We start from the raw sequence: 14,248 nt of genomic DNA, 5'->3' as shown, positions 1-14,248 counted from the left end.
AGCCTGCCCGCGCGATCTTTGGTCACGACGTTTTGTTGGGAACGGTCTTGCCGGGGTTGAGGATTCCTTTCGGATCGAAGGCCGCCTTCAGGGCCCGCATCATGTCGAGCGCGACCTTATCCTTTCGGCGCCGCATCGACGAAAGCTTGGAAAGACCGATCCCGTGCTCGGCCGAGAACGATCCGCCGAGGTCGGCGACGATGTCCTCGACCGCTTCGGTGAGGGTCTCGTCCAGTGCCGGATCCTCGCGGGTCGGAAAGATGGTGTAATGGAGGTTGCCGTCGCCGAGATGGGCGACGGTGTTGGTCTCCGCCCCGGGGTCGATCCGCTGGGTGGCGGCGAGGGCGCGGGCAAGGAAGGCGTCGACCTTGTCGAGCGGCAGGGCCACATCGGTGTCGACGGTGTGGCCGTGGCCGACGGTGATTTCCGCCGCCGCCTCGCGCCGGGCCCATATCGCGCGGCGCTGGGCCTCGGTCCGGGCGAGCATGGCGTCGAGGACGAGACCGTCCTCCATCATCGAGGCGAGCGTCTCTTCGAGGAGTGTCGTGAGCGGGACCGAGCCGTCGGGAAGCGGGGTCGTGTCGCGCGGCGCGGTGGCGCCGAGTTCGGCAAGGATGGTGACGTCGTGGATCTCGGCGAAGGGCAGGCCAAGGTCGGGCCGCCGGTCGCGCAGTTGCTCAAGATAGGGGCGCGGCATGAATTCGAAGGCCTCGACAAGGCCACCGGTCGATTCCTGCAGGCGGTTGAGGAGGGTGAGGGCGGCGGGCAGGGAAGGGGCGGCAAGCATCGCCGTGGCATGTGCCCTGGGCGCGGGCACCAGTTTCATCGTGGCGGCCGTGATGATGCCGAGCGTGCCTTCGGCGCCGATGAAAAGATCCTTCAGGTCATAGCCGGAATTGTCCTTGTGAAGCTCCGACATCAGGTTCATCACCCGTCCATCGGCAAGGACCACCTCCATCCCAAGGCAGAGAGCACGTGTCGAGCCGTAGCGGAGCACGTTGGAACCGCCGGCATTGGTCGAGAGAACTCCGCCGATCTGGGCCGAACCGCGGGCGCCGAACCAGAGCGGGAAGTAGAGGCCCGCAGCCTCGGCGGCATCGTGGAGCGTGGAGAGGATGACGCCCGCTTCCACGACGGCGACGCGGGCTTCCGGCCGGATCGCGCGAATGTGGTTCATTCGCTCAAGCGAGAGCATGAGGGCCCCTTCGGCTGCGATAGCGCCGGTCAGGCCAGTGCGGCCTCCAGTGGGGACGACGGGGATTGCCTCTTCGGATGCGAGGCGGAGGATCGCGGCGACCTCCCCGGTCGTGCCGGGGCGCAAGACGGCGCGGGGCGTCCAGTTGTATTTCCCGGTCCAGTCGCTGGAATAAGCCGCCATATCCGCTCCGGTCAGGACCTGGCCCGTGCCGAGGATGTCCGTCAGGCGGGCGATGAGCGTCATGTTCGGAACCTCCCGTGATCGGCACCACTTACTTGTGGGCACGTGCAAATGACCAGAGGGAAATCGCGGACTGAAGGCTCGCTTGTGAACGCAGGGCGGCGGAGTGCCGGGAACAAGTCCGCGCATCGCGCGTTCTTCTCACAGTCGGCATTCCTGTCCGCGTTCCCCGCGTGTCGCCGATCTGACGGAAGGCCCTGTCCCCATCGCCTTCCTCTGGCCGCCGGTGTGTCGATCATTCGATCCCCGGCGGCCTTTTTTCGCTTGGTAACCGCCGCGGTCGATGACCCCGACAACATGCGCCGCATGGCAAGACGCCCCGGGCAGGCCTGCCCGGGGCTCAATTCGATCCCAGTATTCAGGAGCGATTACTTCAGGTTTCGCACGACGTGATCGGCAAAGGCCGCGATCATCGCATTGTAATATTCCTGGCTGTCCATCGTGATGGTCGACAAGTCGGTGCCCGGCAGGAAGAACGGTCCCGCCTGTTCGAACGTGACGGTCAGCTCGTATGCGTCGAACTTGGTGTTGTCGCTGTCATGGGTGACCGCGACGTCCCCGACGAGGCGGGATTCAGCCGTGCCGGCGGCGGACTGGAAGCTGTTGGCCAGTTCGACCTCGTCGATATCGACGAGGATCTTCGCGCCTTCCTCGCCGGTCCTGCCGACGAGATCGCTGACGATGGCGTTTTCGAGGTCGTCCGACAGCTTCGTCCAATGGGTGGCCGCCTGGGTGTTCCGGATTGCGTCGATATCCGCAGTCACCTCGACCTCGCGAACGATGGTTTCGGCGAAGACGGGCGCGGCGGTGGCGATGACGAGACCGGCCAGGAGGCCGCGTGCGGTGGTGGTGGTGAACATGGTCTTGCTCCTCGTACGTTTCGGCGCGGCCGGTGTTGGCCGTCGGGGAAGTAACGCCGGGCCGGTGCGGGAGGTTCCCGCCCCGCGGCGCGGGCCGTCAGCCGTCCTCGCCGCGCAATGGGTCGTAGCGGCCGCGGATTTCGGACGTGCCGAGGAAGTCGCCGAGCGTCGACAAGGCCGGGACATTGTCGCACAGGACCTTGAGGCAGACGAGAAACGGCACCGCCGTCAACGCGCCGGCGAAGCCCCACATCCAGGCCCAGAAGACGACTGTGGCGAAGACGAAGACCGCGTTCAGTTCCAGCCGCCGCCCGAGGATCACCGGCGTGATGAACTGCCCCTCGATCGTCGTGGCCAGAAAATAGAAGCCGGGCGCGAGGAGGGCATGACCGAAGCTGTCGAAACTGACAATCGACACGGCCGCCACAAGAGCGACCCCCGCGATCGCACCGATATAGGGGAGGAAGTTGAAGAGGAACGCCACCGCCCCCCAGACGGCCGGTTGCGGCATCCCGATCAACCACAGGCCAAGCCCGACAACGATACCCAGACATGCATTGATCACCGCAATCGACAGCAGGTATCGCGAAATGCTCTGCTCGACGCCGTAGGCGATCTTCAGGGCCCGCTTCTTGTCGCCAAAGCGAGGGAAGCTTTCTGCCAGCTTGACATAGAACATGTCGCCGGAGCCGAGCAGGAACAGGGCAAGGACGAGGGCCACAAGCGACGTTGTTGCGAAGGACGCGACATCGAGTATCGTCGAGGTCAGGATGCCGGGCTGATCTATCGCCACCTTGACGACGTCGGGGTCTTTCGCCGTTTCCGCGATCTGATCGACTTTTTCGGACGCCTTCTGGACCGAGCGGATGGAATCGGTGATGTCGTGCAGACGCCCTTCCAGCTCACGCTGAATCCGGGGCGCGTCGTCAATCCAGTCGGAAATGGGATCGCTCAGCAAATAGCCGCCGGCCGCCATCGACGTGGCGACGGCGATGATCAGCACAAGCGCCGTGACGATGGGTGGAACGCCGATGCGCGCGAGGGTGCGTGTGACCGGGCTGAGCGTCAGCGCCAGAAGGACAGCGAGGATGAAGGGCAGGACAACCTGTTTCGCGAAGTAGATTGCGACGGCGGCACAGATGAACGCGATGATTCCCAGGTACCGCCGGATCGCGGCCAGATCCGCACCGCGCACGTCCCGGTCCGCGTTCTCCAAGCGCTGACTGTCCGAACTCATGCTGCTCCCCCGGCGTCCCGAAACATCGCCCTAGGATCGTCAACGCAGCAAGACGCCAATCGGTTCCATTCTTGGCACAGTCTGCGGGAACCCGGTAAGGGCATGGCGCGTTAGCATTGTCGGAGAGAGGGATGCGGAAGACCCATGACCTGGCGGACACCATTCACGGCGCTTCTGACGGTTCCGGCCTCCCTTGCCCTTTTAATTGGTGCCGCGGGCGTGGGCCTGGCCATGGCCGAGCGGCTCTACGGTACCCCCGCATGGCTCGGCGCCCTCGATGCGGAGGCTGTGCGCACCATCCTTTCCGTCGTCGCGACGAGTGCGATGACGGCGCTCTCGCTTGCATATTCCCTTACCCTCGTCGTCTTTACTCTCGCCGCGTCCAGCATCGGGCCGAGGTTGCTGAAGCGCTTCACGACGGAGCGGGCCAATCAGGTCACCGCCGGTCTTTTGGGCGGCACGTTCCTGTTCGCGCTCGCCGGGCTCGGTTTCGGCGGTGAAGAGCCCGCGCGCATCGCGGCCCTGGGGGCCGGTGTTTTGGCCGTCGCGTCGGTCGTGCAGTTGATCTGGTTCGTCCGGACCGTCGCCCAATCCGTATCCGTCGATGACGAACTCGCAAAGATCGCGGCGCGGCTGGAGCGCGATCTCAAACGGTTGAGGGAGAACAGCGAAGATGGCGGACTGCCGGCGCCTGCGACCTTCCGTCCGCTCGCGGCGACGGCGGAGTCGGGTTACCTCGCGCGGCTTGATCGCAAGGGGCTTGTCGCCCTCTCGGAAAAGGCCGGTGTCGTTCTGAAGGTCGAGAGGACCGCCGGGGATTACCTCTTTCCCGATACGCCGGTGATTTCGGTCAGTGACGAGGTGTCCCCCGATATCCGCGAAAAGCTCTCTGCCACGGTGCGCCAGGAACCGGCCCGGTCGGATGCGGGGACAGTGCATTTCTCGATGAACCTCCTTGTCGAAATCGCGCTCCGCGCACTGTCGCCCGGGGTCAACGATACGTTCACGGCGCTCGCTGTCTGCGACATGCTGTCGGGGGCGCTGGCCGGGGTTTCGCGCTCGACGCCGCGTCTGGAAGCGATACGGGACACGCGCGGAAATGTGCGGGTGATCCTGCCCGGCGCCTCCATCGAGGAGCTTTTGGACGAAGCCTATCATCCGCTCCGTCGCGCGGCGGCATCCAACATCCTGATGGCGGAAGGCCTTGCCCGCGCCTATCAACGCCTGTTCGCATCGGGGCACGCCGGGACGCGCCGGGCATTGCGCGAGCATGCGCGGCTGCTTCTGGCCGACCTCGCCCGCGTGGGGCATGCCGAGACCGACATCGGCTCGGTGAGCGAACTCATGCCGGGGCCCGCAGGCCGGACCGTCAATTCGTAAAATCGTCGGAACCCTGATGCTGGATGAACGTTGACCCTGCAAGCGCTCCGGCGCTCATGCAGTAAAGGTCAAAGGAGTTTATCCTCATGAAAAACCTCATGATTTCCACCGCATTCCTCGCCCTTGCCGGCACCGCCTCGGTCGCGCAGGACGTGATGTTCCGCGAAGCGGCGGACCCGATGGAAGTGCATGCGTCCGAGTTCATCGGCCAGCGTGTCTACAGCAGCGAAACCGCCCTCGACAGCGATGCTTTCGACGGTCTTCAGGACGGCTGGGACGACATCGGCGAGGTCAATGACGTCATCCTCTCGCGCGACGGTTCGGTCGAGGCAGTCCTCGTCGACATTGGCGGTTTCCTCGGTATGGGCGAGCGCCAGGTGGCCGTCGACATGAGCGCCCTCCGCTTCGTCGGCGACAGCGCGACGGCGGACGATGAGGCCGACTATTTCCTCGTGATGAATGCCTCGCGCGCGAATTTCGAGGAAGCGCCGGAATACAGCTGGGCTTATGGCGCGATGGAAAAGGCTGATACCGTCGGCGATGCCGCCGCCACGACCGCGACCGCGGTTGGCGACGTGGCGAACGACGCCGCCGAGGCGGTGACGCGGGATCCGGTCATGCGCGACGGCTACGAGACCGCCGTCGAGGCGGACCTGACCACCGAGATGCTGACCGGGGCCAAGGCCTACGACGCCAACGACGAGTGGATCGGAGAGATCTCCGAACTGATCCTGAACGATCAGGGCAAGATCACGCACGGTATCATTGACGTGGGCGGCTTCCTCGGACTCGGTGAAAAGCCCGTCGAGCTCGCGATGGCGGATATCGACATCCTGCACGAAACCGGCGGCGACGACGTGCGCGTCTATGTCTCGATGACCCGCGACCAGCTAGAGGCGCTTCCGACCTATGAAAAATAAGCGCGTAGAGTAACGAGTGCGCGCGGGCCCCCATCCGTGCGAACGCGTGAACCGCGGCCTGTTCCTTGAAGACAGGCCGCGGTTTTTCCGTATCTAATTTCTCGCGATATGCGCCTTGGGCTCACGACTCTGCGGTCCAAGGCACAAGTCCTGCCCTCGAAGATGAAGCGGTTACGCCCTGGATGACGTCCCCGTTCCAAATCAGTTGGCATCGCCAGACGATGCGACAGAGCGCCAATTGCGCGGCGTACTGGATAATATCGTTGCCTTCGTCGGGACGTTGTCGACCGATGGCAAGGTGACCGAGGTCAACGAACCCGCGCTGCGGGCCGCCGGTCTGGCGCGAGGCGATATCGTCGGACTGCCCTTCTGGGATTGCTATTGGTGGAACTTCGACCGGGCGGCGCAGGACCGATTGCGCGAAGCCGTGGCCCGCGCGGCGATGGCGAACCGGCCCGATACGATGCCGAGATCCGGGTCGCCGGCGATCGGCGGCTCTGCATCGACTTCCAGCTTGCTCCCCATCGTGATCCGTCGGGCGCGATCGACTACATCGTTGCGTCCGGTGTCGACATCACCAAGCGCAAGGAGAGCGAGGCTAGGCTCAAGGCCTCGCATGACAGCTTCAAGCACCTCGTCGCCAACGCGCCGTTCGGGATCCACGCCGTGGATGCCGATTTCCGCCTCGCCATGCTGAGCGCTGGTGCGCAGAAAACCTTCGGCACCGTATCGCCCCTCATCGGGCGCGATTTCTCCGAGATCCTGCGGCTCCTCTGGCCGGAACCTTTCGCCTCCGAGGCAATCGGACATTTCCGCCGCACGCTGGAGACCGGCATTCCCTATCACGCGCCAAGCACGGTCGAACGACGGCACGATATCGACGCGCTCGAATCCTACGACTGGAAGATCGAGCGTGTGACGCTCCCGGACGGGAGGCTGGGGGCTGTCTGCTATTTCTACGATCTTTCGGAACGCGAGCATCATGCAGCCAAACTCCGCGAAAGCGAGGCGAGGTTCCGCGCGAGGTTCGAGAACGCCGCCGTGGACATCGCCCATGTCGCGCGGGATGGCAGCTGGCTTCGCGTCAGTACGAAGCTCTGTGACATTCTCGGCTACACGCCGGACGAATTGGCACGTCTATCCTTCCAGGACATCACCCACCCCGAGGATCTCGACAAGGATCTGTCGCTTCTGGCGGATGTCTTGGCGGGGACGATCGATGAATACGAGATGGAAAACGCTACTTGCGCAAGGACGGAAGCATCATTTGGGTGAACCTCACGGTCGGCTGCGTCCGCGAAGATGTGGGTGCGGTATCGTATCTCATCTCGGTGATCGAGGATATTTCCGGCAAGAAAGACGCCGAAGCGCGGCAACGCCTTTTGGTTGGAGAGCTCAACCACCGGGTCAAGAACATCCTTGCCACGATCCAGGCCATGGCCTCGCACACGATGCGGAATTCCGGCGATTTCGACGCCTTCCAAGAGACGTTCTCGGGTCGGCTCAGGGCAATCGCGGCCGCGCATGACAGCATCTTTTCCGAAGGCGCCGGCGAACCGCTTCTCGGGGATCTTATCCGGCGCCAGCTCGCTCCCTATACGGCCGAAGGCAACGACCGGCTGGTGCTTTCCGGTCCGCCGGTCAGGGTGAGCACGCCAACCGCCCATGCCCTCGGCCTGATCCTGCATGAACTGGCCACCAGCGCGGCCAAGTACGGGGCGCTTTCGTCCCAGGGCGGGATTATTCCCGTCGTCTTCCTTACCGGCGATGGCGGTGACGCGCTGCCCGACGAGCTTCTGTCAATCGACCTTGTGTCGAAGCCGGTCGACTACGCTTCGCTCGACGAGGCGATGTCGCGGGCCATCGGACAGGCCGGGCCAATCGCCGCCGCATAAAAAGCGACCGGACCGATGTGGACATACCCCGGTCCGGTCTGGCCGCCGCTGATCCGGTAAATGCGGATCGGGAACACGTGCAGTGGATCTTTGGATCTTCGACTGATCAGACGGGCGGCTTGCCCCGCATCGCCCGCGCGACCATCGCGACGACGAACAGGATCAGGAAGATCACGAACAGGATCTGCGCGATTCCGGCGGAGGCGCCGGCAATTCCGCCGAAGCCCAGAGCCGCGGCGATCAGCGCGATGACGAGAAAGGTGATGGCCCAACCGAGCATGGTAGTCGCTCCTCTTGCTGTTGCAGTGCTGTGTCGATGCAGATGTCTGGAAAACGCGGGACGTCGCCAAAAGGTTCCCTCCAGTCTCGGTCGTTACGGTTGGCGCGCGGCCGGAGGGCTGCCGGAGCCCGCGCTTTTCCCCAGGCGTTTCCGTTTCAGTCAACGGTAGGGAAAGCGCGATGCGCATGATCCTGTTCGAGTTTTCGGGACTGAGCGGGACTGTGCTTCACGCTCTCGACATCCGGGCGATCATTGCGATCGTCGGGTCGCGGGCGAGCAGCGGATCTGGCTTCGTCCGGGCCGCGCGCGAAGAAGCGCCGCGGCGCAACGGTGCCGGGAACCGCAGTCCATGCCTGAACGTTGAATCCGCAAGACCGCGGATGTCGACCGCCGTTCATGAAGGGCACCGCGACACGCGATAACCACCCGCGATGGAGGTGCAAGTGCCACACGAAACCGTCAAGAAGTCCGTCGAAGACGTTGCCGAAACCGTGTCCGGCTCGGTTGCGGCGGCCCTCGACTACACGAAGCAGGAGGCGGCGGCCGCCGCAGAACGTGCAACGGCCGCGCTGCGCTCCGAAGCGCAGGCCCGGGCCGAGGCCGGCAAGGAGATGGTGTCGGACCAGGGCCGGAAACTCGCAGACAGGCTGCGCGCGGATGACGGGGCAGACGACCTGCAAAGTCGCATCCTGAACGTGGTCGCGGGCGGCGTCTCCGAACTGTCCGACGATCTGCGCCGGCGCAGCCTTGCGTCCCTTGTCGACGAAGCGGAGCGGTTTGCCCGAAGCCACCCCGGCGCATTCGTCGCGGGAGCGGCCGTCGCAGGTTTCGTGCTCTCGCGGTTCGCGCGGGCAAGTCAAACGGAGGCATCTGACGCACGGACTGCGTTGGCGCCCTTGCCGGGCCAGTGGCCGGCCGCGCCAGCGACGACGCCAGCTGCACACCATGCGGGCCCTCACTTGGGATCGAAATCTTGACTACCGAACCACAAGACCGGGGCATCAGTGCAGTCTTCACCGACGTCACCGACGCACTCATGGACATCGTCCGGGGCGAGGCGGCACTCGCCCGTGCGGAACTTGAGGAGAACCTGCGCCGGGCGGTCACGGGCCTCGTCCTTGTCATCGTCTGTGTCGCGGTGTCCCTCGCGGCGCTGAACCTTCTGGCAGGGGCCGCCGTCGCAGCCTTGGTGGCGCAAGGCATGTCCGCCGGATGGGCTGCCCTTGCCGTCGCGGTCGCACTGCTTCTGATCTCCGCGATCCTTGCGGCGCTCGGGATCCGCGTACTGGCCCCGTCGAACCTCACCCTGCGCCGCACGGCCCGGAATGTCCGCCGCGACGCACAGACGTTGAAGGAGATCATGACCGATGACACAGCATCCTGACACCGGCCATATCGAGGCCGAACTGGAGCGCAGCCGCGCCCGTCTCAATTCAGCCGTGGACGCCTTGCAGGACCGCACCTCCGTCGAAAGCCTCGCGCAAGAGGCGCTGAGTCTGATCCGCAGCAATGCCGCCGTCTATACGCGCTCCATCGACAATGCCGTCCGCGCGAACCCGATCGCGCTCGCCCTCACCGGCGTCGGTATCGCCTGGCTCGTCTTCGGCAATCGCAAGACGACGCAGGAGACCACGCGCGCGCGTTGGGAGGATGAGGGGGGCTATCCAAACCCGTCGCATCAACTCGCTACGCCCGAGGACACCTCCCCGGAGATCGGGGACTGGGCGGGTCGGATTGATGCGCTTCGCGAAAGGGCGTCGCAGGCGTTGCGCGACATCGATAGCGAGGCGCGCAGCTATGCCGGCGATTTGCGCGGTTACGCTGCCGAACGGGCAAAGGTTCTGGCCAGTTTCACCGAGGATATGCGAGTGAGCCTTCTCGATGGGTTGGAAGGGCTTTCAGAAGTCGCACGAGACCGGATCGTGAAGGCCCGAGAAGCGGCCTATCTGGCACGCCTGCGCGTGAGCCGAACTGCGCGTGCCGGTGGACGGGAGACCGAGAGGCTGATCAACGAACATCCGATGATCGCGGGTGTCCTGGCAATGGCACTCGGCGCGGCCTTCGCGGCGGCATTGCCGCGCACCCGGGTCGAGGACCGGACATTCGGGGCCGAAAGCGACCGGCTCATGGATGCGGCGGCGGCCATGCTGCGCGAAGAGCGCGAGCGTATGGAGCGGGTCGCCAGCGGCGTGGCCGATGAGCTGAAAACATCGGCACGCGATGTTGCCGAGACGGCTGCCGACAAGGCTGCCGAGATTGGCGACAACCTGCGCGACCGCGCGCAAGCGGAAGCCAAGCGCGGCAAGGCGGCGCCCAAACCCGCCTGACACGATCGCAAGAGGTTCCTGCGCGGGGGATTGTCCTTTCTTCACCCGCGCCCCTTGCGGCTGCCGGTTTCGTCATGCCGACTTGAGGCTTGTTCAGGATAGGCGGCGTCCGTGCTGGACCCGTCGGGATGTGGAAGGGCCCGCGCGGCGGCAATGCAGACACAACCTGGCCCGGCAGACCTCCTTGCGGCAATCGAACAGCGCGTCGGCCAACCGCTGCGAGCCGCCAGGGGTTCAAGCCTCTGCGCCGTTCGACTGTCTTGCATGGCGAAACGCGCCGTCCGGAAGGACGGCGCGTTTCAGTGCATTACTGTAACAGAGGTCAGGCGGCGTCGAAACGGATCACCACGTGGTCGCCAAGATCGGGCTTGTGATCCGCCGACAGGTTTGCGCGCAGCACTTCCAGCCCGAACCGGACCCCGCTGTCGGTCGAGGTCCAGAGGGCGGCCTCCTGCGGCATGAGCCGCAGGAGGCTGACCGTCGGATCGTCGATTCCGCCGTCGAACCAGGCGCCAACGACGGGCGACCAAAGCTCTTCCAGCTTCGCGCGATCCCCGGACTGTTCGATCGTTCCGGCGAGGCAGGCATGGAAGTCGTGGTGGAGGCCCGTCACGCAATACTGCGCGCGGGCCCCCAAACCGACCGACCGGACAAGGTCCGTTTCGGTCGAGGTGATGAACCAAACCGCATCAGTCTCCGGATCGGGGAAATGGGTCATCGGCTGCATGTGCCGGCCAGACGCCAGGGTCCCGAGCATGCCTACGCGCACCTCATCCATTGCCGCAAAAAGCGCGGCTTTCGGATCTTCGGAAAATGCCGTGCGGTCGTTCATCGGGACAGCCTCAAAGGTGCTTCACCCAGTCGTCGACCTCGCGTTCGGCCGCTTCCTTGGCATGGCCGTACTTTTCCTGCACGAGACCGACGAGCTGCTCGCGGCGGCCCTCGGCGCTGTTCCAGTCGTCATCGGTGATGTCGCCCCACTTGGCCTGAGCCTTGCCTTTCAGCTGCTTCCAGTTTCCGGCGATCTGATCCCAGTTCATGTCATTCTCCTTCACGTTGGATTTCTCGAGGGATGTGCCTTCTCAACGCGCGCCGCCCCGGCATGTTCCCGCGAGGCGACGTCACGATCCCAACTCGGCGACATGCCGCCAGACCGGTCTTCGTCCGTCCGGAACCCGTCCACCACGGCCGGCGTTTGTCCCATGACAATTGGGGAGGCCATCTTGGACAAGACCGAACGCCTCGCGCAGCTCTCGGTGATCGCGCTCGCCACTGTGGCCGTCGTTGCGGCCATGCACCTGGGAGAGGCGATCCTCGCACCGCTCACGCTGGCCCTTGTCGCGGGCGTGGTGCTGTCGCCTCTATCCGACTTTTGGGAGCACCGGGGATATTCCCCGGTCTGGGGCGCGCTGGTGGGACTCGTTGCGACGCTTGTCGTGATCGGGACGCTGATCCTCGCCTTCCATCCCGTGATCGCGCGGCTGGTCGAGCAGGCGCCGAAGGTCTGGTCCGACATGCAGGAGGTGGTGCGCGGATTGCGGGGCCTTCTGCGCGGGCTCTCCGACGTGACGGAAAGCGTCGCCGATGCAATTGCCCCGGAGGCCAACGCCGCGCCGTCAGTCGCCGCCGCTGCCGAGGACGGGGTCGCCATCCCCTCGGTCGCCGACGCGCTCATGGCCGCCCCCGCGATCCTGTCGCAGGTGCTGGTCTTCGCAGGCTCGCTTTTCGTCTTCCTGCTGACGCGGAGCGAGATCTATTCGTGGGTGTCGCTGCGGCTGTCCAATGCCGGCGGCCGTGCGGAACTTGCGCATCGCCTGCGCCTGGCAGAGCGGAACGTGTCGCGCTACTTCTCCACGATCACCCTGATCAACGCGGGGCTCGGCGCGATCACCGCGGCGGTGCTTCAGGTCCTCGGCCTGCCCGACGCGATGATCTGGGGCGTGGTCGCCTTCATCGTGAATTTCGTGGTCTACCTCGGGCCGGCCGTCTTCATCACGGTCCTCCTGTTCGTCGGCGTCGCGGAATTCGACGGCATCCTGTCGCTGGCGCCCGCCGCCTCGTTCCTGATCCTGAACGCGATCGAGGGGCAGTTCGTCACGCCCGCGCTCGTTGGGCGGCATATGTCTGTCAATCCGCTTCTCGTGTTTCTCGCGCTGATCTTCGGTCTCTGGCTCTGGGGGCCGATCGGGGGCATCGTCGCGATCCCGATGCTCTTGTGGGTGCTCGTACTCAACGATGCCATCGCCGAACCGCGCGCGGTGTCCGATCAGCCGGGAAGCGCCTGACCTCAGACCATCTCGTCGGGAACGAGCGGCACACTGGCCGCGTCGGACTCGGCCGCCCTGAGATCGTAGGGCAGGATGAACCCGGCCCGGTCCGCGGGTGCCTTCCGCGCGTTCTCGAGCGCCAGTCGCCGCCATTCCGGCACGGCCCGCGCGCCATCGAAAAATCCGTCGCCCGCATCGCTCGGCAGCCAGTGCGAAAAGACCTGTCTGCGCAACGCCTGAACGTCAGGGCGGCGCGTGACGAGAAGTCCCGCCTCGGTATCCCAGCGCAGGCTGCGTCCGTTCAGATTGGCCGACGAGACGATTGCCGCCACATCGTCGAAGATGGAGACCTTGGCATGGATGTAGACGAGCGGCGCGCCGTGCAGCCGGTCGCGGCCATTGACGCTTTCATCCGCCTCGCCGAATGCGCGGGGTTGTGCCGCACCGCCGATGAAGAGGCGCCGCCCGAATGACCGCATGAGGATCTTCAGCGCACGGGCCTGAAGGAACTCCCCGAACCGGGCATCGAGGCCAGCCCGTCGTTTGAACGCGATCTCTTCCGGGGCGCCCGGAAGGATGAGGATCATTCCCAGGCCAGGGTTCCCTGCAGCGAGACCGGCGAGGTAGCGGGCAAGTTTCAGGTCGCGGAAATACTGGGTTTCCAGATAGATGAGCCGCCGGGTGCGGCGGGCATAATGCTCATGTGCGGTGGCAAGCTCCTGCACCAGGGGTTCGGGGCCGAAATGCATCGCATCGTGCTTGCGGCGCCGCGAAAGGGTTCGCAGCAGGGCCCGGTGTCTGGGCGGCTCCGCACGGCCTGCAGTGACGTCCAGAAAACTTTCCAGATGCGCCTGCGCTTCGGTCGCGGCCGGGCCGTCGAGCAGGAGTTGCACATCATGCCAGGTCTCGTCTGCGCGCTGATCGTGGTCGGGCGTGTCGTAACGGCGCTCGTCAAGGTCGAGGCCGCCGATATAAAGGCGCTTACGGTCGAACACCGCCAGCTTCTGGTGATGCGTCGCGGGGTAAAGGCAAGGCAAAGGCCAAAGCCGGGGGCGGAAGCGCCCGTCGCTCAGCCGGACCAGCCGTTCGGCAAGGCCCGGCATCTCGCGGATCGCTGTGTCGCGCACGGGGAGGGGGCGGCGGTTCAGCCAGGCGGCGGCGCGGATCTGCTTGCCGAGGATCATGGGCCAGAAGACGAGCCGGGGAAGCACACCGGTCCTGGCCGGATGCATCGCCGGAATGGCCTTCAGCCGGGCCTTCGGGCCGGCCAGTTCGGCCGCCGCCACGAGCCGGCGCAGCGACCGCCATGTCATTCTGTGCAGCGCCGGCCGCGCCACGGGATCGAAATCGGTGATGACGATGTTGAGCGCCACACCGCGCTTGAGCGTGTGGATGATCAGGTCGAACCACGTCTCGCCAATCGCGCGCGCTTCGTCGGAGCGGAGCCGCGTCGTCAGGTCGAAGATCCGGAAACTGGCCCAGATTTCCGCGCGCGCGTTCAGAAACTCCCGTTCCAGCGCCGGATAAGCCCGCTCGGCCGTGAGCAGGATTTCGAAAGCGGACCGCACGGTTTTGTACTCAAACTTCTTGAGCATGACGGACGGGCGTGGAATTCCGGACAAACATGCCCGACCAACGCAGAAC

General features: G+C 65.2%; 16 protein-coding genes and 1 pseudogene. 10 read left to right on the top strand and 7 right to left on the bottom strand.

What is annotated here, in order from left to right; genetic code table 11:
* Positions 1-22: 22 nt before the first annotated feature.
* The 3 genes from V5734_RS20420 to V5734_RS20410 form a co-directional block, all read right to left on the bottom strand.
* Positions 23-1,441 carry an FAD-binding oxidoreductase gene (locus V5734_RS20420; protein WP_347311440.1) on the bottom strand — a complete coding sequence of 473 codons (1,419 nt, stop codon included), beginning with the start codon at positions 1,439-1,441 and terminating at the stop codon, positions 23-25.
* A gap of 365 nt (positions 1,442-1,806) precedes the next feature.
* Positions 1,807-2,298, bottom strand: a complete 492-nt coding sequence (locus V5734_RS20415; RefSeq protein ID WP_347311439.1) for a hypothetical protein — start codon at positions 2,296-2,298, stop codon at positions 1,807-1,809.
* A gap of 97 nt (positions 2,299-2,395) precedes the next feature.
* The gene (locus V5734_RS20410) at positions 2,396-3,535 is read right to left on the bottom strand and encodes an AI-2E family transporter (protein WP_347311438.1); all 1,140 of its coding nucleotides are present in this window, start codon (positions 3,533-3,535) and stop codon (positions 2,396-2,398) included.
* Between the two features lie 144 nt (positions 3,536-3,679).
* On the opposite strand from V5734_RS20410, the gene V5734_RS20405 reads away from it, so the two are divergent.
* From V5734_RS20405 to V5734_RS20390, 5 genes and pseudogenes are all read left to right on the top strand, one after another.
* Positions 3,680-4,915 (top strand): DUF2254 domain-containing protein, encoded by a 1,236-nt coding sequence (locus V5734_RS20405; RefSeq protein WP_347311437.1) that lies wholly within the window; start codon positions 3,680-3,682, stop codon positions 4,913-4,915.
* An 86-nt stretch (positions 4,916-5,001) separates the two neighbouring features.
* Positions 5,002-5,835, top strand: coding sequence for a PRC-barrel domain-containing protein (locus tag V5734_RS20400; protein WP_347311436.1), 834 nt, complete (start codon positions 5,002-5,004; stop codon positions 5,833-5,835).
* Between the two features lie 298 nt (positions 5,836-6,133).
* Entirely contained in the window at positions 6,134-6,532 is a 399-nt protein-coding gene (locus V5734_RS21645; protein WP_432759696.1) for a hypothetical protein, read from the top strand.
* Positions 6,526-7,148, top strand: a pseudogene (locus V5734_RS20395) (PAS domain S-box protein); the annotation flags it as partial. The gene V5734_RS21645 and the pseudogene V5734_RS20395, both read left to right, overlap by 7 nt.
* A gap of 123 nt (positions 7,149-7,271) precedes the next feature.
* Positions 7,272-7,730: an HWE histidine kinase domain-containing protein gene (locus V5734_RS20390; protein WP_432759695.1), complete on the top strand. Its 459-nt coding sequence runs from the start codon at positions 7,272-7,274 to the stop codon at positions 7,728-7,730.
* A gap of 106 nt (positions 7,731-7,836) precedes the next feature.
* On the opposite strand, the gene V5734_RS20385 is transcribed toward V5734_RS20390, so the two are convergent.
* Complete coding sequence (locus V5734_RS20385) at positions 7,837-8,010, bottom strand: DUF1328 domain-containing protein (RefSeq protein ID WP_347311433.1); 174 nt, start codon at positions 8,008-8,010, stop codon at positions 7,837-7,839.
* Positions 8,011-8,189: 179 nt separating this feature from the next.
* Between V5734_RS20385 and V5734_RS20380 the strand changes: the two genes are divergently transcribed.
* From V5734_RS20380 to V5734_RS20365, 4 genes are read left to right on the top strand one after another with little or no spacing between them, the layout of a single operon-like run.
* Positions 8,190-8,432, top strand: a complete 243-nt coding sequence (locus V5734_RS20380) for a hypothetical protein (RefSeq protein WP_347311432.1) — start codon at positions 8,190-8,192, stop codon at positions 8,430-8,432.
* Positions 8,433-8,453: 21 nt separating this feature from the next.
* Positions 8,454-8,987, top strand: coding sequence for a hypothetical protein (locus V5734_RS20375; RefSeq protein WP_347311431.1), 534 nt, complete (start codon positions 8,454-8,456; stop codon positions 8,985-8,987).
* Positions 8,984-9,394 (top strand): phage holin family protein, encoded by a 411-nt coding sequence (locus tag V5734_RS20370; RefSeq protein ID WP_347311430.1) that lies wholly within the window; start codon positions 8,984-8,986, stop codon positions 9,392-9,394. The genes V5734_RS20375 and V5734_RS20370 overlap by 4 nt, the downstream gene beginning before the upstream one ends.
* Positions 9,378-10,337: a DUF3618 domain-containing protein gene (locus V5734_RS20365; RefSeq protein ID WP_347311429.1), complete on the top strand. Its 960-nt coding sequence runs from the start codon at positions 9,378-9,380 to the stop codon at positions 10,335-10,337. Before V5734_RS20370 ends, V5734_RS20365 begins: the two co-directional genes overlap by 17 nt.
* A 322-nt stretch (positions 10,338-10,659) precedes the next feature.
* On the opposite strand, the gene V5734_RS20360 is transcribed toward V5734_RS20365, so the two are convergent.
* Positions 10,660-11,169, bottom strand: a complete 510-nt coding sequence (locus tag V5734_RS20360) for a pyridoxamine 5'-phosphate oxidase family protein (protein WP_347311428.1) — start codon at positions 11,167-11,169, stop codon at positions 10,660-10,662.
* Positions 11,170-11,179: 10 nt separating this feature from the next.
* Positions 11,180-11,377: a CsbD family protein gene (locus V5734_RS20355; RefSeq protein ID WP_347311427.1), complete on the bottom strand. Its 198-nt coding sequence runs from the start codon at positions 11,375-11,377 to the stop codon at positions 11,180-11,182.
* A gap of 183 nt (positions 11,378-11,560) precedes the next feature.
* On the opposite strand from V5734_RS20355, the gene V5734_RS20350 reads away from it, so the two are divergent.
* Positions 11,561-12,622 carry an AI-2E family transporter gene (locus tag V5734_RS20350; protein WP_347311426.1) on the top strand — a complete coding sequence of 354 codons (1,062 nt, stop codon included), beginning with the start codon at positions 11,561-11,563 and terminating at the stop codon, positions 12,620-12,622.
* 2 nt (positions 12,623-12,624) lie between these two features.
* Here the strand turns inward: V5734_RS20350 and V5734_RS20345 are convergent, their stop codons facing one another.
* Positions 12,625-14,199, bottom strand: a complete 1,575-nt coding sequence (locus tag V5734_RS20345; RefSeq protein ID WP_347311425.1) for a phospholipase D-like domain-containing protein — start codon at positions 14,197-14,199, stop codon at positions 12,625-12,627.
* Positions 14,200-14,248: the final 49 nt, after the last annotated feature.

This window comes from Defluviimonas sp. SAOS-178_SWC (assembly GCF_039830135.1).
Lineage (GTDB): Bacteria > Pseudomonadota > Alphaproteobacteria > Rhodobacterales > Rhodobacteraceae > Albidovulum.
The sequence above is the reverse complement of the archived record's forward strand: the minus strand, read 5'-3'. Positions and strand labels throughout refer to the sequence as shown.